The 20,413-nt window shown below is 59.0% G+C and carries 23 protein-coding genes; 20 read left to right on the plus strand and 3 right to left on the minus strand.

Annotation, left to right across the window (positions count from 1 at the left end):
• The first annotated feature begins 61 nt into the window (after window positions 1–61).
• Genes obgE through rsfS form a run of 6 tightly spaced genes read left to right on the plus strand, consistent with a single transcriptional unit; the run spans window position 62 to window position 5,816 of the window.
• Window positions 62–1,600, plus strand: a complete 1,539-nt coding sequence (gene obgE, locus ACTQ1Z_RS06925; RefSeq protein ID WP_320679298.1) for a GTPase ObgE — start codon at window positions 62–64, stop codon at window positions 1,598–1,600.
• A gap of 3 nt (window positions 1,601–1,603) precedes the next feature.
• Window positions 1,604–2,707, plus strand: coding sequence for a glutamate 5-kinase (gene proB / locus ACTQ1Z_RS06930; protein WP_441859811.1), 1,104 nt, complete (start codon window positions 1,604–1,606; stop codon window positions 2,705–2,707).
• Between the two features lie 36 nt (window positions 2,708–2,743).
• The gene (locus ACTQ1Z_RS06935; protein ID WP_441859813.1) at window positions 2,744–4,015 is read left to right on the plus strand and encodes a glutamate-5-semialdehyde dehydrogenase; all 1,272 of its coding nucleotides are present in this window, start codon (window positions 2,744–2,746) and stop codon (window positions 4,013–4,015) included.
• Window positions 4,015–4,770 carry a nicotinate-nucleotide adenylyltransferase gene (gene nadD / locus ACTQ1Z_RS06940; RefSeq protein WP_441859815.1) on the plus strand — a complete coding sequence of 252 codons (756 nt, stop codon included), beginning with the start codon at window positions 4,015–4,017 and terminating at the stop codon, window positions 4,768–4,770. Before ACTQ1Z_RS06935 ends, nadD begins: the two co-directional genes overlap by 1 nt.
• Window positions 4,767–5,441 (plus strand): bis(5'-nucleosyl)-tetraphosphatase (symmetrical) YqeK, encoded by a 675-nt coding sequence (gene yqeK, locus ACTQ1Z_RS06945; protein ID WP_441859817.1) that lies wholly within the window; start codon window positions 4,767–4,769, stop codon window positions 5,439–5,441. Before nadD ends, yqeK begins: the two co-directional genes overlap by 4 nt.
• Window positions 5,442–5,450: 9 nt before the next feature.
• Window positions 5,451–5,816 (plus strand): ribosome silencing factor, encoded by a 366-nt coding sequence (gene rsfS, locus ACTQ1Z_RS06950; protein WP_320679605.1) that lies wholly within the window; start codon window positions 5,451–5,453, stop codon window positions 5,814–5,816.
• On the opposite strand, the gene dinB is transcribed toward rsfS, so the two are convergent.
• The 3 genes from dinB to ACTQ1Z_RS06965 form a co-directional block, all read right to left on the minus strand.
• Window positions 5,813–7,075 carry a DNA polymerase IV gene (gene dinB / locus ACTQ1Z_RS06955; RefSeq protein ID WP_441859819.1) on the minus strand — a complete coding sequence of 421 codons (1,263 nt, stop codon included), beginning with the start codon at window positions 7,073–7,075 and terminating at the stop codon, window positions 5,813–5,815. The two genes, rsfS and dinB, sit on opposite strands and share 4 nt — an antisense overlap.
• A 1-nt stretch (window position 7,076) precedes the next feature.
• Entirely contained in the window at window positions 7,077–8,315 is a 1,239-nt protein-coding gene (locus tag ACTQ1Z_RS06960) for a sensor histidine kinase (protein ID WP_441859821.1), read from the minus strand.
• A gap of 106 nt (window positions 8,316–8,421) precedes the next feature.
• A complete protein-coding gene (locus tag ACTQ1Z_RS06965) occupies window positions 8,422–9,099 on the minus strand; it encodes a response regulator transcription factor (protein ID WP_343005088.1) in 678 nt (225 codons plus the stop codon).
• A 251-nt stretch (window positions 9,100–9,350) separates the two neighbouring features.
• Between ACTQ1Z_RS06965 and rpsP the strand changes: the two genes are divergently transcribed.
• The 14 genes from rpsP to ACTQ1Z_RS07035 form a co-directional block, all read left to right on the plus strand.
• A complete protein-coding gene (rpsP, locus tag ACTQ1Z_RS06970) occupies window positions 9,351–9,707 on the plus strand; it encodes a 30S ribosomal protein S16 (RefSeq protein ID WP_293814574.1) in 357 nt (118 codons plus the stop codon).
• 2 nt (window positions 9,708–9,709) lie between these two features.
• Window positions 9,710–10,006 carry a KH domain-containing protein gene (locus tag ACTQ1Z_RS06975; RefSeq protein ID WP_320678945.1) on the plus strand — a complete coding sequence of 99 codons (297 nt, stop codon included), beginning with the start codon at window positions 9,710–9,712 and terminating at the stop codon, window positions 10,004–10,006.
• Window positions 10,007–10,009: 3 nt separating this feature from the next.
• Window positions 10,010–10,546: a ribosome maturation factor RimM gene (locus ACTQ1Z_RS06980; RefSeq protein ID WP_320678946.1), complete on the plus strand. Its 537-nt coding sequence runs from the start codon at window positions 10,010–10,012 to the stop codon at window positions 10,544–10,546.
• Between the two features lies 1 nt (window position 10,547).
• Window positions 10,548–11,303 carry a tRNA (guanosine(37)-N1)-methyltransferase TrmD gene (gene trmD, locus ACTQ1Z_RS06985; RefSeq protein ID WP_441859824.1) on the plus strand — a complete coding sequence of 252 codons (756 nt, stop codon included), beginning with the start codon at window positions 10,548–10,550 and terminating at the stop codon, window positions 11,301–11,303.
• Window positions 11,304–11,873 carry a signal peptidase I gene (lepB, locus tag ACTQ1Z_RS06990; protein WP_441859826.1) on the plus strand — a complete coding sequence of 190 codons (570 nt, stop codon included), beginning with the start codon at window positions 11,304–11,306 and terminating at the stop codon, window positions 11,871–11,873. It begins immediately after the preceding gene.
• A 55-nt stretch (window positions 11,874–11,928) separates the two neighbouring features.
• Window positions 11,929–12,840: a glycine--tRNA ligase subunit alpha gene (locus ACTQ1Z_RS06995; RefSeq protein ID WP_320678951.1), complete on the plus strand. Its 912-nt coding sequence runs from the start codon at window positions 11,929–11,931 to the stop codon at window positions 12,838–12,840.
• The gene (gene glyS, locus ACTQ1Z_RS07000) at window positions 12,841–14,937 is read left to right on the plus strand and encodes a glycine--tRNA ligase subunit beta (protein WP_320678953.1); all 2,097 of its coding nucleotides are present in this window, start codon (window positions 12,841–12,843) and stop codon (window positions 14,935–14,937) included. It begins immediately after the preceding gene.
• Between the two features lie 89 nt (window positions 14,938–15,026).
• Entirely contained in the window at window positions 15,027–15,860 is an 834-nt protein-coding gene (locus ACTQ1Z_RS07005) for a kinase/pyrophosphorylase (RefSeq protein WP_320678954.1), read from the plus strand.
• A 167-nt stretch (window positions 15,861–16,027) separates the two neighbouring features.
• A complete protein-coding gene (rplS, locus tag ACTQ1Z_RS07010) occupies window positions 16,028–16,372 on the plus strand; it encodes a 50S ribosomal protein L19 (RefSeq protein WP_126421912.1) in 345 nt (114 codons plus the stop codon).
• A 71-nt stretch (window positions 16,373–16,443) separates the two neighbouring features.
• Window positions 16,444–17,235, plus strand: a complete 792-nt coding sequence (locus tag ACTQ1Z_RS07015) for a ribonuclease HII (RefSeq protein WP_441859829.1) — start codon at window positions 16,444–16,446, stop codon at window positions 17,233–17,235.
• A gap of 96 nt (window positions 17,236–17,331) precedes the next feature.
• Complete coding sequence (locus ACTQ1Z_RS07020; protein ID WP_293814583.1) at window positions 17,332–17,730, plus strand: YraN family protein; 399 nt, start codon at window positions 17,332–17,334, stop codon at window positions 17,728–17,730.
• Window positions 17,730–19,241 (plus strand): YifB family Mg chelatase-like AAA ATPase, encoded by a 1,512-nt coding sequence (locus ACTQ1Z_RS07025; RefSeq protein WP_441859831.1) that lies wholly within the window; start codon window positions 17,730–17,732, stop codon window positions 19,239–19,241. Before ACTQ1Z_RS07020 ends, ACTQ1Z_RS07025 begins: the two co-directional genes overlap by 1 nt.
• Window positions 19,228–20,148 (plus strand): DNA-processing protein DprA, encoded by a 921-nt coding sequence (locus ACTQ1Z_RS07030; RefSeq protein ID WP_441859833.1) that lies wholly within the window; start codon window positions 19,228–19,230, stop codon window positions 20,146–20,148. Before ACTQ1Z_RS07025 ends, ACTQ1Z_RS07030 begins: the two co-directional genes overlap by 14 nt.
• A gap of 84 nt (window positions 20,149–20,232) precedes the next feature.
• Window positions 20,233–20,413: leucine zipper domain-containing protein (locus ACTQ1Z_RS07035; protein WP_441859835.1), on the plus strand; the 181-nt coding region annotated here is incomplete at its 3' end.

A 20,413-nucleotide genomic window follows, 5' to 3' on the forward strand; every position in this document is an offset into this window, starting at 1 on the left:
TCGGCCTCTATCGCCGGGGGTCCTTTTTCGTAAGCTTCAATTCCAGTTTGGAAGGGATCGCATGTCCCAGTTCACCGACATTTCACGCATTAACGTAAAGGGTGGCGACGGCGGAGCCGGCTGCATGTCATTCCGTCGTGAGGCATTCGTTCCCAAGGGCGGTCCTGATGGGGGAGACGGCGGTCGCGGCGGGGATGTTATTCTCGAGTGCGATCCTCAGCTTTCCTCTCTTATTGACTATCGGTTCAAGCATCATTTCCGTGCGGAGCGCGGCACCCATGGCCAGGGGGCCAGGCGTCACGGCAAGGACGGCGAGGACCTGATTCTCAAGGTTCCCTGTGGCACCGTTGTGCGCGAGCTTGATCCTGAGACCATGGAGCCCCTGTATGAGATTGCGGACCTCACTCGCCCCGGCGAGCGCGCCGTAGTCGGCCCTGGTGGCACTGGCGGTAAGGGCAACATCCACTTTGTGACGTCCGTGCGCAGGGCTCCCGCATTCGCTGAGAAGGGCGAGCCCGCCTTTGAGCACTGGATTGAGCTTGAGATGAAGCTTATGGCTGATGCCGCGCTTGTTGGTATGCCTAGCGTGGGCAAGTCCTCCCTCATTGCTCGTATGAGCGCGGCTCGTCCCAAGGTGGCGGACTATCCCTTTACGACGCTTATCCCCAACCTTGGTGTCGTTAAGGCCGGCGAGGCCGGTTCCTTTGTCGTCGCAGACGTTCCCGGCCTTATCGAGGGCGCCAGCGAGGGTAAGGGCCTCGGACATGAATTCCTCAGGCACATCGAGCGCACTGCATTGATTATGCATGTCGTCGACCTTACGGGCGGCTATGAGGGCCGTGACGCCGTAGAGGACTATGAGATCATTAATCGCGAGCTCGCAGCCTATGCGCCCGAGCTTGCCGAGCGGCCCCAGGTCGTCGTCGCTAACAAGTGCGATATGCCCGGAACGAGTGAGGCCCTCGCTGCGCTTCGCGGTCGCGTCGCGGCGGACGGTCACCCCTTCTTTGCCGTCTCCGCTGTGACGGGCGCGGGCATCGATGCGCTTGAAAGCACCGTCGCTGACCTCGTTTCTGGTCTCCGTGCCGACCGCGAGGTCGAGCAGGGCCCGGTCCGTGATGAGGTATTCAGCGAGAAGAGGACTCGCCGTGAGAATGCCATCAAGGTGGAGAACCTCGGTGGTGGCGTCTGGCGAGTTCGCGGCACCGCCGTCGAGCGCATGGTCATCAAGACCGACTGGGACAACGAGGAGGCCATTGCCTACCTCCAGCATCGCTTCGATCGCATGGGCCTTGATGACATGCTTGCGAAGGCGGGCGTTAAGTCTGGCGATACCGTTCGAATCCTGGGCTATGACCTTGATTACTCGCAGGATGACGTTGACGCGTATGCCGAGCTCCGCGAGGATGAACCTCAGCTTGTGTTCGACGGCGACTGGGACGATGACGTGCTGACGGTCGGCGAGCTTTCTGCTGGCTGCGAAGGCCTCGGCGAGCTTGACGCTGACGCATCGTTCGATGGCGCTACGTCTGTTGAGGACGATTCCGATGAGGCTTCGTTTGTTGATGCGCCCTCTTCCGATGCGGCTGAGGAGGAGTAGTCCTTGTCCCTGATCGTATTTAAGGTTGGCTCGTCGACCCTTATGGGCTCGGATAACGAGCTTGATCTCGCCTTCGTGCGTTCCCTCTGCTCTCAGATGGGGGAGCTTCGCAGGGCGGGGAACCAAGTCGTTCTCGTCTCGAGCGGCGCCGCCGCCGTCGGGCGGTCCCTCCTTGGCTTTACCGAGCGTCCTGGAGATATCCCAACTCTCCAGGCCTGTGCTGCGGCGGGCCAGACGAAACTCATCGAGCGCTATGCCGAGGTCCTCGCCGAGGATGGAATCAAGTGTGCGCAGGTCCTTCTCACCCGCGGTGACGTGGTGGATAGGACGGGGTATCTCAATGCGAGGAACACCTTCGAGCGCCTCCTTGACCTGGGTGTCATTCCCATCGTGAACGAGAATGACACCGTCAGCGTTCGTGAGTTCTCCTTTGGTGACAACGACATGCTCGGTGCCATCGTCGCATCGCTTATCGACGCAGACCTTTACGTCATCCTGTCGGACATCGATGGCCTGTACACCGCTAATCCCGACACGCATCTCAACGCCAAGCTCATCGATCGCGTCGAGCGTGTCAGCTCGAAGATCGTTGCGATGGCGGGCGGCGCTGGCTCGAGCTACGGGACCGGCGGTATGGCCACTAAGATTCGAGCCGGCCGCGCGATGATAGCCGCCGGCATTCCCATGGTTATTTGCAAGGGCAGGGAAGAGGGCGCGCTTCTTTCCGCCGTCGCCGGGACTGGTCGCCACACTCGGTTCGAGGGTCCGGCCAGCATGGGTCACGAGCAGGCACGTAAGCTCTGGATTGGCCTTGCGGGCCTTTCTCGTGGTTCTATTACGGTCGACGATGGTGCTGTGTATGCGCTCGAGAGGGATGGCGCCTCGCTTCTTCCCGTGGGCGTTACCGGGGTCGATGGAACCTTTGACGCCGGAGATACCGTCAACGTGCTCGATTCCAAAGGCCAGCTTATCGCTCGTGGTATCACGCGTTACTCCTCGGATGACATTTGGCGTATTCACGGCCTCAGGCTTGAGGTCATTAAGCGCTTTTGGCCCGACCGTGACGACTGCCCCGTCATCCACAGGGACGAGCTCCTTGTCTTCTAATCTCGATTTCACGCGCTTACGACTGAAGGGAACGATATGTCCGAGGCAATCGATAAGGCTCGCGCCGCACATGGCGCTTCCGTCGTGCTTGCCCAGGCAAGCGCCTCAATGCGCAGCAAGGCGATTCTTGCGGCAGCAAATGCCGTGAGCGAGTCTAGGTCCGTCATTCTCGAGGCCAACGGCCGCGATATGGAACGCGGTAGCAAGGTCGGCATGCCAGGTCCCTTGCTTGATCGCCTGATGCTTGATGAAGCCCGCATCGACGGTATCGTTGCCGGCATGCGAGAGGTTGCCTCCCAAGCCGATCCCATCGGAGAGGTAGTTGGCGGCAGGACGCTTGCCTCCGGTATTCGCCTCACTCAGGTTCGTGTGCCCCTCGGCGTCGTCGCTATGGTGTACGAGGCTAGGCCCAACGTCACTGCCGACGCCATCTGCCTCGCGCTGCGTTCTGGCAATGCCGTGGTCCTTCGTGGCGGTTCCGCGGCTCATGATTCCTGCGAGGCTATCGCCCAGGCCTGTCGTGAGGGCATTGCATCTGCCGGACTCCCTCTTGATTGCGCATGCATCATTGGCTCTTCGGATCGAGCGGAGACGCTTGAACTTATGCATGCCAACGGACTCGTTGACGTCCTCATTCCGCGCGGCGGTCACTCGCTCATTCGCACTTGCGTCGAGCAGGCGACCGTCCCAGTGATCCAGACGGGCGAGGGCAATTGCCATGTCTACGTTCACTCTTCTGCCGATCTCGATATGGCTATTTCCATTATCGAAAACGCAAAGACCCAGAGGCCGGGAGTCTGCAATGCGATCGAGACGGTGCTTGTTGACGAGGACGTTGCGGGCGAATTCCTGCCGAGCCTCGTGAGGGCTTGTCTCACTTGGGGCGTCATGGTTCATGGGGACCAGGCTGCTCTGGCTGCGTGCGTCGAGAACGGCCTTAACGAGAACTCTGAGTACGTTGCGGCCACAGAGGATGACTGGGCGCGCGAGTACGATTCGCTTGACCTTGCCGTTCACGTCGTTCCCGGCATCGATGCCGCAATCGAGCACATCAATCGATTTGGTACTCAGCACTCTGAGTGCATCGTCGCTCGTGACGTTAATGCCGCGGAGGCTTTCCTTGCGCGCGTTGATGCCGCTGCGGTCTATGTAAATGCCAGCACGCGCTTCACTGACGGTGGCATGTTTGGCCTGGGCGCCGAGATTGGCATCTCGACTCAAAAGCTGCATGCCCGTGGCCCCATGGGGGCATTTGCCCTCACGACGACCAAGTGCCTCCTTCGTGGTGACGGCCAGGTGCGTGCCTAATGTCTGCGGGCAAGGAAGCTCTTCCTGGTGATGTCGTCGCCAAGCTCGTCTCGGATCTTCCTGCGCTGGGGAGGGACTCATCGCGCACGTATCGCCTTGGAGTTATGGGCGGCACGTTCGATCCTATCCACAATGGGCACCTTGTTGCCGCCGAGCAGGCGGCCCATGACCTCAACCTCGACCTTGTCGTGTTCGTGCCGGCCGGAAGTCCTGCTTTTAAGCAAGACAGGCATGTCTCGAGCGCGGAGGATCGTCACGCTATGACGCTGCTGGCAACCGCAGATAATCCTCACTTTCTCGTGAGCAGACTTGAGGTTGATAGGCCTGGCATTACCTACACCGTAGACACCCTCGAGCTATTGAGGAATCACTATCCCAATAACGTGGAGATCTATTTCATCACGGGCGCGGATGCTATCAGCGACATTCTGAGCTGGCACGATGCCGATCGTATCGCGTCACTTGCGCATTTGGTTGGTGCTACTCGCCCTGGTTATGATCTTGAGCACGTGAGGGCGAGTCTCGCGGAATCCGGGATTCGTTTCCTGGTGCACTATCTTGAGGTTCCAGCGCTTGCGATTTCTTCGAGCGATCTTCGCGCTCGAGTTGCGGCGGGCCAGTCACTTCGCTACCTGACGAGTGATTCCGTCGTCGGCTATATCGAGAAGCGCCACTTGTATGATGCGGCGCGAACACCATATGTGGCACCCGATGCTCTGGGCCTCATGGGTGGCATGAGCACGGAGGGCGCATGAGCAAGAAGAACGACTGCAAGCTATGGAAAGGTCTAGACGTCTCCTGGCTTCCAAAGAAGCTTCCGGCGTACAGTGATGCCGAGGTCGTCGCCATCGACAGCTACGAGGCGGCGCTTGCGAAGCAACTCGAAAGGAAGCCTAAGCGCTTCTCGCATTCTCTTTCGGTGGGCCTTGTTGCCGAGCGACTCGCTCTCGCCTATGGCATCGACCCGTATCCGGCCAGAGTGGCTGGCATTCTCCACGACTGGTCTAAGGGGCTTCCGAAGGATGAGCTCTTGGGTAGGGCTTCTGCCCTCGGTATCGATCTGGGCGTTGACTATTCTCTCGTTGAGCCGGTTCTGCACGGAATGGTCGCCGCTCGAGAGCTTCCTGGCAATTTTCCCGAGCTCACGAGCGAGGTTTTGCAGGCAATCGAGCGCCATACGCTTGGTGACTCGCATATGAGCCCCCTTGACATGGTCATTTTCGTTGCCGACGGCATAGAGCCGTTCCGCAAGAACGCTCCGGCGATAGTCTCGCAGCGAACTCATGCGGGTTCGATATCCCTTCCTGACCTTTTCTGGGAGAGCTTCGCTGACGGAGTGTCCTACGTCATAGACACGAGGCGCTATCTCTATCCTGGAACTCTCAACATCTACAACGACCTCGTGCTTTCGCGCGCGGCCAACTAAAGGAGATTCATGTCGACTGACTTCAACTCTCGCGATCTCGTTACTGTCGCGGTTTCCGCCGCTGATGCCAAGAAGGCCGATGACATCGTCGCCATCGATCTTGTCGGCATCTCTGACGTGTGCGATGCCGTCGTCATCTGCACCGGCGCAAATGCTCGTCTTGCGGACTCCGTGGTTGACGAGGTCGAGGAACGCATTCACGCTGCCTTTGGCCTTAGCTCCATTTCAATCGAGGGAAGGGCCGATGGCCGCTGGATTCTCATGGACTACGGCATGGTTATCGTGCACGTCTTCTCTCCCGAGGCAAGGGACTATTACCGCATCGAGCACCTTTGGGGAGACGCGCCGCGCTTCGAGCTCGCCTTGGAGGACTAGTCATCCTCTTTGTGCTGGGGCTGCGTGTTTGTTGTGGCTCCTTTGAGTTTCATTTCTCTTCCAAAGGCCACCGCATCGTCGCCAAATCGTTCTTTGAGAGCGTCTGTTGCCACGTGGAGCTTCCGCATCGCAGACTTGCGGCGTTCAACTTCGGGGTCCTCGAACAGGTCAAGCTGTCGGGGGCCCTGTTCTGCGAAGTTGGAGATGCCCACACCTAGGAGGCGAACGGGGTCACCTTCGCTCCAGAGCTGCCTTACCAGCTCTCGTGCGACGGGAGACATCGCGCTTTCGTCATCCGTCGGCTCTGGCAACCTCGACTGGGCGGAGCGCGTGCTTAGGGCGGTATTCTTGATCCTAACCGTGAGGGTTGAGCCCGCGAGGCCCTTTCTTCTCAGCCGCCTCGCCACCATCGCACAAAGCGCATCGAGTGAGGGCAGGATCTCATCCTCCCTCGTCAGATCTGTTGCGAAGGTCCTTTCGTTTGAAATGGACTTCGGATCTTCTTCAACGGCTCGTTCGCCAACTCGGGAGCGTTCGGCTCCCGCGGCACGCTCGCGGAGCGCTGCTCCCAGTGACCCGAGCTCCCGTTCGAGCAGAGAGGGGTCTGCGACGGCGAGCTGGCCAAGCGTTTTGATTCCCATGCGGATGAGCTTCGCCTCGCCCGATGGCCCAATCCCGCTCATTGAACGCACGGGTAGGGGAGCGAGGAATCCCGCCTCCGTACCTGGAAGCACGACGGTGAGCCCTCGGGGCTTCTCCATTTCCGAGGCTATTTTTGCCACGGTCTTGCAGACGCCTATGCCTATGGAGCACGTGACTCCAAGGGAGGCTACGCGCTTCTGAATGCGTCTACAGATATCGATGGGGCTTTCTCTGGAATAGCGTCCAGGTGTTATGTCGAAGAACGCTTCGTCGATCGAGACTTGTTCCACCAACGGGGTCTCGTCCACGAGGATATCCATGACGAGGTTGCTGATCTCGCGATATCGCGTGAAGCTTCCATGCGTCCATATGGCGTCCGGGCAGAGGCGCCGGGCTGTCGCCGCGGGCATGGCAGAATGCACGCCATATCGCCTGGCTTCGTACGAGGCCGTCGAAACCACCCCGCGGCGATCTGCGTCACCCCCTACGATTACGGGCTTACCGCGCCATTCAGGATGGTCAAGCTGTTCGACACTCGCAAAGAAGGCGTCGAGGTCGAGGAGGCCAATCGCTGGGCCGTCCCAGGGGACTGAGAGGGCTTTTGCGGCAGGCTCCATACTAGACCCTTTCGTTAATCGGCAGCTTCACATAGAAGCTCGTGCCTCGTACGCCATCGCTCGTCACCCATATTTTGCCACCATGTGACTCCGTAATGCCCTTCGCGATTGCCAGGCCAAGGCCATAACCTCCCGTTGACCTCGCGCGAGCCTTGTCTGATCGCCAGAAGCGGTCGAATACACGGGGCAGGTCTTCTTCGGGAATGGACTCGCCTTGGTTCGTCGCGACAAAGAGGGCATGCGAGCCGTTCTTTTCAAGCGTTACTTTGACCTGAGTGCCGCGTGCCGCATATTTGCAAGCGTTGTCGATGAGCGTCTTTAACAGGCGGTCGAGTTGATCTTGGTCTCCCAGGACCGAAATACCGTCGACGACATTCGTTTCGATTTCGCAGCCGCGTTCGTAGGCGACGGCATCGAATTGCAATGCATCTCCCTCGACAAGCGAACTTAGGTCGACGGGAGCGTTCGCCTTCGCACTGCTGGCACCGCCTTCGGTTCTTGCGAGCTCGAGAAGCTCTTCCACGAGGCCGCGCATGCGCTCTGCCTCGTCCGATGTCCCCCGTATCCAGCGTCGGGACTCTTCCGGGATTTTTGACTCGTCATTCATGAGGATTTGGGTGTTCGCCAGGATGACCGAAAGTGGCGTTTTTAGCTCGTGGGATGCGTCCGCGACGAATTGCTTCTGCTGCTCCCAGGCGCGCTCTACGGGCTTAAGCGCCCAATGGGATAGGAGTAAAGCAATAAGAACGATTGCGACGATGCCGACGGCTCCAAGCTCGAGCGACCTTATAAGCTGACTCGAAATCTCCTCATCAACGCTCGAGGTGTCTGCGATGGCGATTCTCCATCCGAATTTGGAGGAGTTCATTCGCCAGCTTATGTGGTTGGTTTTGTCCTTGCCGGATGTTTGGCCAGATTCCAAAGCGTTGGCGACGGTTTCTCTGAGCAGGTCTGCGTCAATCGACACTTGCTCCTGATTCGTTCCCAGGACGAAGCCGCCCGATGCTATGTCAACCCAGATGACGGGAAGTCGGTCCATACCCATCGGCTCATCGGACCCTGCGCCAGCATCAAAACCGGAGCGCTCTTGCAGGACATCCGCGAGCGAATGGTCCACGAGCGTATTCAGGGAGGCTTCCGAACTCATATACGTGAGGGCTACCATGCATAGGAATACCGCCCCCACGAGGCCAACAATGATAGCGACGAGACGTATGCGAAGCCGCTTTAGCATGGGCATGAGCTATCCTATCGATTCCTCCCGTTGGGGGCATCCGCGCAGCTGCCTGCGCCTGACGAGAAGCGCGATGACGCACGACCGAACACCAGCCGAGGCTATCCCCGTCTTAGGCTTCCGTGACCTCAAGTCTATAGCCAAGCATGCGGAGCGTTGTGATCTGAACCGGGCTTTTTACATGGGAGATCTTCTTCCTCAGGAAACTCACGTAAGCCTCGACGGAGTTCTCGCTCGTTTCTCCGTCGGTTCCCCATACGCGCGTGAGGAGATCCTGCTTTGACACGATTCTGCCAGGCGTGCTCATGAGCAGGCGCATTACCTCGAATTCCTTTTGAGAAAGGTGAACATGGCGTTCGTTTGAAGACAGCTCGTGCGTGTTGAGGTCTAGTTTGAGGTCGGCGAATGTGAGTTCGTTGATAATTACTTCGCCCTGGCGACGGGTTAGGGCGCGCGTGCGCGCGAGTAGCTCCGCAGTTTCGAACGGCTTCGTCATATAGTCATCGGCACCAAGATTGAGGCCGTCGACCTTATCGGTGGTCGAGGTCCTTGCTGTCAGCATCATGATGGGCAGGGAATTACCTTCGCTGCGGAGCTCCTTGACGATTCCGAATCCATCGAGCCCAGGAAGCATAACGTCTAGAATCGCGGCGTCGTACTTGCCGCTTCGAGCATAGGTCAGACCGCTCCTGCCGTCATAGGCAGCGTCTGTGTGATAGCCGTCGCCTTCAAGAATATGGCAGATGGCATCTGCGAGGTTTCTCTCGTCTTCCACAACAAGGATGTTCATTCTGGCCCCTTTCGCGATTAGACTCATTCTATGAATGAGGCTGAAGCGAGCCTGAAGCTTCCTGAAAGCCTGGCAAGCGTCACGCAATCCTCACGTATCGCCTTCGATGGGGGCCAGACAGCGCCCGGTTGCCTAAAACCCATGATTCCACTACAAACTTCCTGCACTTTGTCGTATTATCAGAAACCGCTTGTTTGGTTTTGCGACGCCACGCCAACTCTGCTCGCGTCGCACGTAAGGAGGAGTTACCTTTGGCAGTCAAGATCCGCCTGGCCCGTTTCGGTGCCAAGAAGCGCCCGTACTACCGTGTCGTCGTCGCCGATAGCCGCATGCCGCGTGACGGTCGTCACATCGAGGAGGTTGGCCGCTTCAACCCGCTGACCACCCCGAAGACCATCACCCTCGATCTTGAGAAGATCGACGAGTGGGTTGCCAAGGGTGCCCAGCCCTCCAGCGCCGTCGCCCACCTCATCGACATCGTTCGCGCCGGCGACGTTGCCCCTGAGAAGAAGGTCAAGAAGTCCAAGAAGCAGATTGCCAAGGACGCCGCTGCCGCCGAGGCCGCTGCTGAGGCTGCTGCTGCCGCTGAGGCCGAGAACGCCGAGTAGCCATGGATGCCGAGACTCAGCCGTTCGAGGAGGCCCAGGCGGCCTCTGAGGAGCTGCCGAGCGACCGCATCGCCGATCTTGTCGAGCTCATCGTTTGCGGTCTCGTTGATGACGAGGACGCGGTTTCTCTTGACGTGACCGACCGCGAGGACGGCACGCTCATCGAAATCGAGTGCGCAGCAGATGACGCCGGCAAGGTCATTGGCCGGCACGGTCGTCAGATCAAGGCCATTCGAACCATTGCTCGTGCCCTTGGACAGCGTGTTGGCGCGTCTGTCGACGTCGAGGTTCTTGGCTAGATCGTGGCAGCCGGATATAGGCTCATAGCCCGTGTAGCAAAAGCGCACGGGACAAAGGGGGAGGTCGTTGCGGTTCCCGCGAGCGGCCTTCCTCCTGTTTTGGACGAGGGACTCCGCGTTGCTATCGTGCCTCCGGCCCTTAAGGGTTCGAGATGGCATGTTGTGAGCGACGTGGAGACCTCGCCCACGGGTCAGCTTGTCTCTTTGTCGGGTATCAACGATCTAGGAGCCGCCCGTGAGCTCGCTGGCAAGTGGATTCTTGCCTCCGAGGCTGACCTTCCCGCGGACTTTGCCGTTCATGATTCTTATCAGCTCATGGGGCGTCTCGTTGTTGACGAACGTCTCGGCGAGCTCGGGCGCATCACTGAGGTGATGTCCGGCCCTGCGAATGACGTATGGGTCGTCGATGGCGAGCGCGGGGAAACTCTCATTCCTGTTGTGGAAGAGATGATTGTTGATTTCGAGCCGGGAGATTCGCTCATTGGCGTTTCTATCCCAGCCGGGCTCGCGCCCTGGGATACGGGCGAGGGGAGGGATTGACGTGCTAATCGAAACCCTCTCCGTATTTCCGGGCGTCTTTGACGCTTACCTTGGCGCCTCGATCATGGGACGTGCTCAAAAGAAGGGCATTTTCGAGTTCCGAGCCCATGATCTTCGCGACTGGACACACGATCGCCATCGTACGGTCGATGACGCGCCATTTGGCGGTGGCCAGGGCATGCTCATGAAGCCTGCGCCGATATTCGAGGCTGTTAACGCCATTAAGGCTTCTGACGATCGTCCTGCGCGAGTTATCTTCTTCACGCCTGTCGGCACTCCATTCACGCAGCGAGAGGCCGAGCGTCTCTCCCGTGAGGAACGCCTCCTCTTCGTGTGTGGGCGTTATGAGGGCATGGATGAGCGCGTGTATTCGCTTGCCGACGAGACCCTTTCCCTCGGTGATTACGTTTTGACTGGCGGCGAGCTTCCCGCCATGGTCGTAACGGACGCGATTGTGCGCCTTCTTCCCGGCGCCCTCGGTGACGAGATGAGCCCACAAGACGAATCCTTCTCGGAGGACGGCCTTCTCGAGTATGCTCAATACACCCGCCCCGCGGATTATGATGGTATGACTGTGCCCGAAGTGCTTCTCTCCGGTGACCACGCGCGAGTGAATGCATGGAGGCGCAGGAATTCAATCGAGCGGACGGCGAGGTTGAGGCCCGATCTTCTTGAAACGGCCAATATCACTGATGACGAGCGCGAGTTCGCGCGTGGGTTTATGTTGCAAGTCGAGCCAGAAGGGGAAGCCGAGTAGATGCCGCGCGCAGCTCACGGAAATAGCAACGCAGCTAGGGACTTCATCGAGCTCGTGGCCTTTGCCGGCCTTGCTCTCGTTGTCGCCCTGCTGGTTCGAGCGTACGTGGCGGAGCCCTTCATCATCCCCTCCGCCTCCATGACGGACACTCTCATGGTCGGAGACCGTCTAGTGGGGGAGAAGCTCACCTATCGCAGCTCTTCGCCTCAGGCTGGCGATATCGTCACTTTTAAGGACCCTGACGACCCTTCTCTCACGCTTATCAAGCGCGTTATCGCCACGGAGGGGCAGACCGTCAACCTCGTAGACGGGAAAGTCTACGTTGATGGCACCGAGCTTTCTGAGGATTATACGGACGGAAAGCCTAGCTACCCTTTGCCTGCCCAGTCTTCCTCACTTTCGAGCGCTATCACGTATCCCTATACGGTGCCCGCGGGTCATATCTGGGTTATGGGCGACAATCGAACCAACTCGCAAGATTCGCGTTACTTTGGAGCGATTCCTGTTTCCAACGTTACGTCAAAGGCCGTCTTCGTCTTTTGGCCTCCGGAGCATGTTGGTACCATCTAGCAATTGTGGCACGTATCGGGCGAAAGCCCCGTTTATCAAGGAAGGTAGGAGAGGCATGAAAGACAACGCCCTCACGTTCCAAGACATGATTCTTGCCCTCGAGCACTATTGGGCTGATAAGGGTTGCACCGTCATGCAGCCGTATGACTCGGAGGTCGGTGCTGGTACGTTCCACACTGCCACTACTCTTCGTAGTCTTGGCCCCAACGCCTGGCGTACCTGCTATCCGCAGCCGTGCCGTCGTCCGGCAGACGGCCGTTACGGCGAGAACCCCAATCGCATGCAGCACTATTATCAGTTCCAGGTCATCCTGAAGCCCTGCCCTGTTGATTCCCAGGATCTTTACCTGGGCTCGCTTAAGGCGATCGGCCTTGATCCCGCCGAGCACGACGTCCGCTTCGTTGAGGATGACTGGGAGAGCCCGACCCTGGGCGCCTGGGGCCTCGGCTGGGAGGTCTGGATGGATGGCATGGAGGTTACGCAGTATACGTACTTCCAGCAGGTTGGCGGAATCGAGGTCGATCCCGTGCCCGTCGAGATCACCTATGGCCTCGAGCGCATTGCCATGTATGCCCAGGGTGTCGATTCTGTCTATGACCTCGTCTGGAGCTACCTGCCTGACGGTACGCCCATGACCTACGGTGACGTCTTCCATGAGAACGAAGTCGAGTTCTCGACGTACAACTTCGAGGTTGCTGACGTTGACATGATGCGTCGCAAGTTTGATGAGTATGAGCAGGAGTGCCACTCCTGTCTCGAGCGCAAGCTCCCGCTTCCTGCGTATGACTGCGTCATGAAGTGCAGCCATGCATTCAACATCCTCGATGCCCGTGGTGCTATTTCCGCGACCGAGCGTGCTAACTACATCCTGAGGGTCCGTGCTGTTGCCAAGGCCTGCTGCGAGAGCTATCTCGCCGAGGTCGCGGGCAAGAAGGACTCTTACTCCACGAAGGGCCAGGTGGCTTAAATGGCATCTACCAAGGACTTCCTGTTTGAGATTGGCACCGAGGAGATGCCTTCGGCCCCTCTCATCAACGCCTCCAAGCAGCTTCCCAAGCTTCTTGCCGCCGGTCTTGCCGCCGCCGGCCTTGCTCATGGTGACATTCGTGTTATTTCGAGCCCGCGTCGCCTTGCGGCCATCGTCTCCGATGTCGCCACAGAGACCGAGGCCGTTCACGAGAGTCTCCGTGGTCCCAAGACGCAGATCGCCTTCGACGGCGACGGTAACCCCACCAAGGCGGCCCAGGGCTTTGCTCGCAAGTGCGGCATCGACGCTTCGGAGCTTTCTCGCGCCGTTGCCGAGGACGGCAACGAGTACGTCTTCGCCGAGAAGAACGTTCCGTCTGCCCCCGCTATGCCCATCCTCTCTGCCCTCGGTCACGACGTGATCGCTCAGATTGAGTGGCCCAACTACCGTTCGCAGCGCTGGGGCTCCGAGCACGAGTCTTTCGTGCGCCCGATTCGCTGGATCTGCGCGCTTCTCGGCGAGGAGGTCGTTCCCGTCGAGTACGCTGACGTCACGAGCGGCAATACCACGCGTGGACACCGCGTTCTTTCTCCCGGCGAGCACGTCGTGAGCGAGCCTTCCGCATACGAGGGCGTTCTCGAGGCAGCTCACGTTCTTGGAGCGGAGAGGCGCGAGGCGGTCATCCGCGAGGGCATTTCCGCCATCGAGGCGGCTCGTCCCGGCTGCAGGGTTGAAACTCCCAAGAGGACCTTCGACGAGGTCGTCAATCTCTGCGAATGGCCGACGGTTCTCGTGGGTAAGTTCGATGAGGAGTTCCTCAAGGTCCCGCACGAGATCATCTGCGAGTCCATGCTTTCCAACCAGCGCTACTTCCCGATCTTCGACGCCGAGGGTAACCTGACCCGCGAGTTCGTCATCGTCTCGAACGCCGATCCTGCCGTTTCCGAGACGGTCATCTCTGGTAACGAGCGAGTCGTGCGTCCGCGTCTCGACGACGCCAAGTTCTTCTACGAGGAGGACCTCAAGATCTCCCTCGACCAGTTCCGTGAGCGCCTTGCTAAGGTCGCCTTCCAGAAGGATCTTGGCAGCGTGCTCGCCAAGTCCGAGCGTATCGAGAGCATCGCCCTTGCGCTGACCCACGAAGCACGCATCGGGGCCAAGATGGCGGCGGCCTCCGCTCGTGCCGCGCACCTCTGCAAGGCTGACCTCGTTAGCTCTGCGGTCGTTGAGTTCACGAGTCAGCAGGGTGTCATGGGCGGCTACTACGCTCTCGCTGCCGGCGAGGGCGAGGATGTCGCCGAGGGCATTCGTGACCACTATCGTCCGCGCTTTGCGGGCGATGACCTTCCCGAGGGCACCTGCGGCTGCGTCGTGGCCGTTGCCGATAAGCTCGATACCATCGCCGGCATGTTCGCCATTGGTGAGCCACCCACTGGTTCGAAGGATCCGTACGCCCTTCGCCGTGCTGCCATTGGCGTCGTTACGATTCTGCGCGACCGACTGCACGTCTCTTACGAGCCGCTCGTCGCAGCGGCGCTCGAAGCCCTCTCTGACCAGGGTATCGAGTTTGACGCTGAGAAGGTCGCCGCGGACGTCAACGCCTTCATTCTTGGCCGTATGCAGCAGATGGTCCGAGACGACGGCGTCTCCGCTGACACCGTTGCCGCCGTTTCTGCCGGTTCCGTGACTGCCCCTGATGACTTCTTTGCCCTTGCGCATGCCCTCGAGGACGCCCGAGCCAACGATCCGGAGACCTTCGAAAACCTCGCCATCGCATTCGCTCGTGCCGCCCACCTTGCTGACGCGAGCATTGTCGGCGATGCCGATGAGTCTCTCATGGGCGAGTCCGAGCTCAACCTGGCCAAGGCTCTCACCGTTGCTCGCGAGGGCGTTTCCTCCGCTCTCGAGGCAAAGGAGTATGCTTCCGCCATTTCCGCTCTTGCCGCCGTCCGCGAGCCGCTCGACGCCTTCTTTGCTGACGTCATGGTCATGGACGAGGACCAGACCCTTCGCGAGAACCGTCTCCGTCTTCTCGGCGAGCTCGTTGCGGTCTTCTCTGGTGTCGCAAACATTGGCGAGCTTGCACGCAAGAAGTAGCAGATTCCTCGCCGTCGGCCTTTTGTTTGATTTGCTGCCGGCGGCGAGGGGTAGGATTGTCCCATCAACCGTGGTTAGGAGGGTTCGAATTGAACGTAACGTTTGATCAGTTCGGCGACGAGGCTCGCGATGACGCCGCCGTCGTCTTTGTCGTCTCCGATTCTCTCGGCGAGTCCGCGAATAACGTCGTGCTCTCTGCTGCGGCTCAGTTCAGCGACGGTGCCGTGCGCGTAGTCAGGCTCTCTCAGATCGAAAGTGCCGAAGACGTGAGCAACTACCTCGATGAGCATGAAGAGGAGTATGTCTCCACGGCCGTGTTCCACTCGATCGTTGACCCAATGCTTCGTAGGAAGGTTAGGAACGACCTCAACGCTCGCGGTATTCTCTCTGTCGATATTCTCGGTCCCGTCGTTCAGCTTCTTGCCGGATTGACTGAGGAAAAGCCCAAGAATCAGGCTCGTGCCCATCACACGGTCGATGCCCGCTACAAGCGACGCGTCGATGCTATGGAGTTCTTCTTCAACCACGATGATGGAAAGAACTCTCAGGACCTTCCCGAGGCCGACGTTATTCTCGTCGGCCTTACCGGATCCGCAAAGACGCCCTTGGCCATGCACCTCTCGTTCCTTGGGTATAAGGTTGCAAATCTCCCGCTCGACCCGGGTGTCGATCTTCCGGAGGAACTCTCGCAGGTTGACCACAAGCGCGTGTTTGGCCTCGTCAATTCCCTTGATGCCCTCGTCGAGGTTCGCCTGCGCTCTGCGGCGGACAAGGACGCCAATGAGGTCATGGCGGAGGTCGAGGAGGCGCAGGTCTATGCGGCCAAGAGGATGGATGACCTCGGTTGCGTCTGTCTCAACGCGGAACAGAAGACTGTGGAAGAGCTTGGTGCGGACATTATTGCAAGGATCGAGAGCATCTAACTCGTAATCCAGGTTTGCTTCCCAATTGTTTTTGAGGTGGAGCGGCGATGATGGCAACTTTAACGTTGCGAGCTCATCGCCGCTTCGCTATACTACTCCATCGTGTGTAAACCCCATGTACCTCGAATGGTCGCGGTACCTCTGGGCAAGAGAGACAAGGAAACATGATGGATTACATTCGCGCTATCGAGCGTCAGCAGATTCGTGAGGATATCCCCACGGTCATCCCTGGCGATCACGTCAAGGTTCACTACCGCATTAAGGAGGGTGACCGCGAGCGCATCCAGGTCTTCGAGGGCGACGTCATCCGTATGAGCGGTGGCTCTTCTCGTGAGACCTTCACCGTCCGTAAGATCTCCTTCGGTGTCGGCGTCGAGCGTACTTTCCCGCTTCACTCGCCCAAGATCGCCAAGCTTGAGGTCGTTCGTCACGGTGACGTCCGTCGCGCCAAGCTCTTCTACCTCCGCGATCGTGTCGGCAAGGCCGCCCGTATTCGCGAGAAGCGCGACTAGTTTCTTCGTTTTGCGCGTTGGGGAGCCGTTCCGTTCATCGGGGCGGCTCCTTCTTTTTATTTGGAGGAAGCATGTCCCTCGGTAAGACTCACCCCGCAACTGCTGCCGAAATAGCCGCGACGTTGGCTGACGCCACCGAAGACGAGCTTGAAGCTCTTCTGGCCCGGTATGCCGAGGACCCCAGGGCTCAGGTTCGTCGAGCTTGTGGCGTTGCTCAGAGGCGCGTGGAAAAGCAGCGTGCCGAGAGGGTGCGCGTCGAGGGAATGTACGGTCTGATGCGCGAGCTTGGGGGAGACGGCATCGTCCTCGGCCTTGACGAGGTCGGTCGAGGTTCCGTTGCCGGCCCTCTTACGGTTTGTGCCGTGGCCCTGCCGGACGACCCAAAGGTCTGGGGCATTAATGACTCCAAGCAGCTGACCCCTGCGAAACGGCGCGAACTTTCGGGCAAGATTCGTTCGGTTGCCCAGGCGATTGGCATATGTCATATCTCGCCTGCCCATATCGACGAGGTCGGGATGGCAAAAGCCATCAGGGAGGCCATGCTTGGTGCCATTGAAGACGCCGGGATCGAACCTGATGCGGTTTTGATTGATGGCAACCCGCTTCATATTCACCCAAAGGAGAAGACTTTGGTGAAGGGGGATGCTCGCGTGGCATGCATCGCAGCCGCGAGCATCGTCGCTAAGGTAACTCGTGATGATTTGATGGTCGAGCTGGACTCCCAGTATCCCGGATATCATCTGGCGGAGTCCAAGGGATATGCATCACCCGAGCATATTGCCGCAATTCGCGAGCATGGGCTTACGCCCATTCATCGTGCTAGCTTCTGCCAGAATTTCTTAGAGACGGCTCGACTCTTCTAGCTGCGCTGTCAGGTTCCCGTCTGACTCAGTATCCATTTTTGTTTGGTCCATCCGCCATCCTCCCTTCCAAGCCGTCTTCTTGGAAGGGAGATACCCATGGGTCTAACGGAACTTGCATACAACGAGCTCAAGCCAAACGAAGTCGGACGTTTGGGTGAGTATCTATGTGCCAGTTGGCTGGGAGCTCACGGGATGGATGTCCTCGAGCGTAACTGGCGCTGTTCCGCTGGCGAGGCGGATATTATCGCCGACGATAGCGGCGAGCGCGTCTTTGTTGAGGTGAAAACGAGGCTATCTTGCGGTGGTCCAGATCTCATCCCAGAGCAGGCGGTGGATTCTGCCAAGCTTGCTCGGTATCGTCGCATGGTCGATATCTATCTTGGGCAAAATCCGGAGGTCGATCACGTTCGAATTGACGTGGCTGGCGTAACCCTGACAGGTCCGGACTCTGCGCACATGCATTACCTTAAGTCCATTCTTCTGGACGATTTCTGATGTCGAGCTACGCCGTCAGGGGCGCGACACTTAAGGGACTCGAAGCCATTCCCGTAACGGTTGAGGTCGATCTTGCCGGAGGCATTCCCGGCATGACGATTGTCGGCATGCCGGATTCTGCTGTTCTTGAAGCGAGACATCGCATACGTTGCGCGTTTCGCGAAAGCAATTTCGAGATGCCACGCCTTCACATCACGGTGAACCTTGCGCCGAGCGACCTACGTAAGAGCGGAACGGGCCTTGACCTCGCGATAGCCGTGGCCACACTCGCTGCCAGTGGACAGATGCCGAAGGCGGATCTTGATTCCTGCCTCTTCGTCGGAGAGCTTGGCCTATCCGGAGACGTAAGCTCGGTTCGCGGCGGCATCGCCTACGCTCTTCTCGCGAGAGAGCTTGGATTGACTCTTGTTGGCGCCCCGGCCCTTGTGAAGGATTGCGCTAGCGTTGGGGGCATTGCTCCTAAGGAGATCTCGGCTTTGTCGCAGGTTCGTCTCGGTGTATCTCGACTCATTGATTCGGCACCTGTTAATTTGCCAGGGACTCGAGCTAGACACTCTCTTGACTATTCGGACGTCGTGGACCAAGAGGCTGCGAAACGCGCCCTAGTAATTGCCGCTGCGGGAGGTCACGGCATGCTCATGATGGGCCCTCCCGGGTCTGGAAAGACGATGCTCGCTCGTCGCATGCCTTCGATTCTTCCTGAGCTTGACGAGACGGAACGCCTTGAGGCACTACTCGTGCATTCCGTCTGCGGCGAGTCCATTGAAGAAGTTTCTGCTGGCTATAGGCCATTTCGCTCTCCTCATCACTCGGTGTCAAGAGCAGGTCTCGTTGGCGGAGGCAATCCAGTTAGACCGGGCGAGGCCTCGCTCGCACATCGCGGAGTCCTCTTTTTGGACGAGCTTCCCGAGTTTTCTCCGTCGGTCCTTCAGGCGCTTAGGCAGCCAATGGAGGATAGGGAGGTAAGGCTCGTTCGTGCGGATGGGTCATATAGCTTTCCCTGCGCGTTTCAGCTCATAGCGGCTTCTAACCCCTGTCCCTGTGGTCACGCTGGCGATAGGGGTAGGGCGTGTACCTGCACTCCACAAGAAATAGCTCGCTATCAGGGAAGAATCGGTGGTGCGCTCATGGATCGCATTGACGTCTTCGTTGACGTTCAGAGACCGGCTGCCGCTCGAGTCATCAAGGGTTCCGAGGGATTGGGGTCAAGTGAAATGCTGGAGCAAGTTGTGCGGGCTCGAGACTTCTCAAGCTGGAGAAGGGCGAAAAGAGACGGAGCTACTGTTGATATAGATGTCGCCTCCTGCGCCTTGGACGCGAGCGCCGCCTCGCTTCTCGAAACGATGTCGGAGCGTCTTGCTCTTGGAGGGAGAGCCATAACAAGAACCGCGCGGGTTGCTCGAACGATTGCGGATCTTTCGCAATCAGAGTGCGTGACGTCAGCTCACGTTGCCGAGGCATGCGCTTTTAGGTGTCGCTTCGAAACGGGAGGCCATCATGCCGGCCGTTGATTACGCGGCTTGTCGCGCGGGGTTCCGATCTTGGGAATTGTTGCCGGATGACAGCTCCTACCCTGCGAGTCTTCTAGACTTGGGTAAAGACGCGCCCACACTCAGAGGCTATGGGGATCCTGATGTCTTGCTTGGGGACTGCCTGTCTGTAATCGGAGCAAGAAAGGCGACTCCCTATGGAGAAAGCTGCGCCAAGATGGCTGCGCGCGTGGCGGCGGAGTCTGGCATCACCGTAGTGTCGGGGGGAGCCATCGGCTGTGATTGCGTTGCCGGTACAGCAGCGGTCGAGGCGGGCGGCAAAACCGTTGTCATACCAGGATGCGGTGCGGATGTCGTCTATCCAAGGTCTAGCGAAAAGCTATTTTGCCGTGCCCTTGAGACGGGAGGCTGCGTGGTGTCGGTCGAGCATTGGGGTTGCCCTCCAACGAGATGGACGTTTCTCAAGCGAAATCGCGCCATAGCGGCACTTTCGCGGTCTCTTATCGTCTGTGAGGCTGGCAGGCCTTCCGGTACTTTTGGCACTGCGACACAGGCGGCAGATCTCGGTCGTCGTGTATACGCCATTCCGGGCTCGATATTCTCAGCAAACTCATCCGGAACCAATTGGCTGATAGAGTCCGGTGCCGCTATCGTCGTGGATGAGGAATCTCTCGAGGCCCTAATTGCCCTCGACTATGGACGACTAAGAATGAGCGGGGAGCCAAAGCCCAAGGAGAGGGGAGCGCTCCTCGACGCACTCGTGGCCAATCCCATGCTTCCGGATGAGATCTCACGCTTGATTGACCTCGATTTGCCCTCAACGCTTGCGCTTCTTGCCGAACACGAAGCCATGGGTCTTGTCACGAGATTGATGGATGGCAGATTCGCGCCAACGGAAGACTCGTATCTAGGTGTTATGTGCCAATAGGTTGTTTACACCCGGGTGGTGACAAATAGGGAGGCCTCCCGCATGCTGTGAGTTGTCTAGGCGCACAGCGAGGAGGGGCCTCCCATGTCCCAGCATCCTAACGCAAGGTTGACCCCGAGGGGCAGGGCGCTGCTCTGCGAGCGCGTGGGCGGCGGCATGCGCGTCTCGGACGCCGCCGCGATGGCCGGCGTGAGCCGCCAGACCGCCCACAAGTGGCTCGCGCGCGCCCGGCGCGGCGAGCCGATGGCCGACAGGGGCTGCCGCC

Origin of the sequence: Parolsenella sp. LCP21S3_E11, from assembly GCF_052118165.1 — a bacterium.
Classification (GTDB): domain Bacteria; phylum Actinomycetota; class Coriobacteriia; order Coriobacteriales; family Atopobiaceae; genus Parolsenella.

Coding starts and splice junctions, on each gene's coding strand:
- obgE (WP_320679298.1), top strand. CDS start 62: ATGTCCCAGTTCACCGACATTTCACGCATTAACGTAAAGGGTGGCGAC.
- ACTQ1Z_RS06935 (WP_441859813.1), top strand. CDS start 2,744: ATGTCCGAGGCAATCGATAAGGCTCGCGCCGCACATGGCGCTTCCGTC.
- nadD (WP_441859815.1), top strand. CDS start 4,015: ATGTCTGCGGGCAAGGAAGCTCTTCCTGGTGATGTCGTCGCCAAGCTC.
- yqeK (WP_441859817.1), top strand. CDS start 4,767: ATGAGCAAGAAGAACGACTGCAAGCTATGGAAAGGTCTAGACGTCTCC.
- rsfS (WP_320679605.1), top strand. CDS start 5,451: ATGTCGACTGACTTCAACTCTCGCGATCTCGTTACTGTCGCGGTTTCC.
- dinB (WP_441859819.1), bottom strand. CDS start 7,075: ATGGAGCCTGCCGCAAAAGCCCTCTCAGTCCCCTGGGACGGCCCAGCG.
- ACTQ1Z_RS06960 (WP_441859821.1), bottom strand. CDS start 8,315: ATGCCCATGCTAAAGCGGCTTCGCATACGTCTCGTCGCTATCATTGTT.
- ACTQ1Z_RS06965 (WP_343005088.1), bottom strand. CDS start 9,099: ATGAACATCCTTGTTGTGGAAGACGAGAGAAACCTCGCAGATGCCATC.
- ACTQ1Z_RS06975 (WP_320678945.1), top strand. CDS start 9,710: ATGGATGCCGAGACTCAGCCGTTCGAGGAGGCCCAGGCGGCCTCTGAG.
- lepB (WP_441859826.1), top strand. CDS start 11,304: ATGCCGCGCGCAGCTCACGGAAATAGCAACGCAGCTAGGGACTTCATC.
- ACTQ1Z_RS06995 (WP_320678951.1), top strand. CDS start 11,929: ATGAAAGACAACGCCCTCACGTTCCAAGACATGATTCTTGCCCTCGAG.
- glyS (WP_320678953.1), top strand. CDS start 12,841: ATGGCATCTACCAAGGACTTCCTGTTTGAGATTGGCACCGAGGAGATG.
- rplS (WP_126421912.1), top strand. CDS start 16,028: ATGGATTACATTCGCGCTATCGAGCGTCAGCAGATTCGTGAGGATATC.
- ACTQ1Z_RS07015 (WP_441859829.1), top strand. CDS start 16,444: ATGTCCCTCGGTAAGACTCACCCCGCAACTGCTGCCGAAATAGCCGCG.
- ACTQ1Z_RS07020 (WP_293814583.1), top strand. CDS start 17,332: ATGGGTCTAACGGAACTTGCATACAACGAGCTCAAGCCAAACGAAGTC.
- ACTQ1Z_RS07025 (WP_441859831.1), top strand. CDS start 17,730: ATGTCGAGCTACGCCGTCAGGGGCGCGACACTTAAGGGACTCGAAGCC.
- ACTQ1Z_RS07030 (WP_441859833.1), top strand. CDS start 19,228: ATGCCGGCCGTTGATTACGCGGCTTGTCGCGCGGGGTTCCGATCTTGG.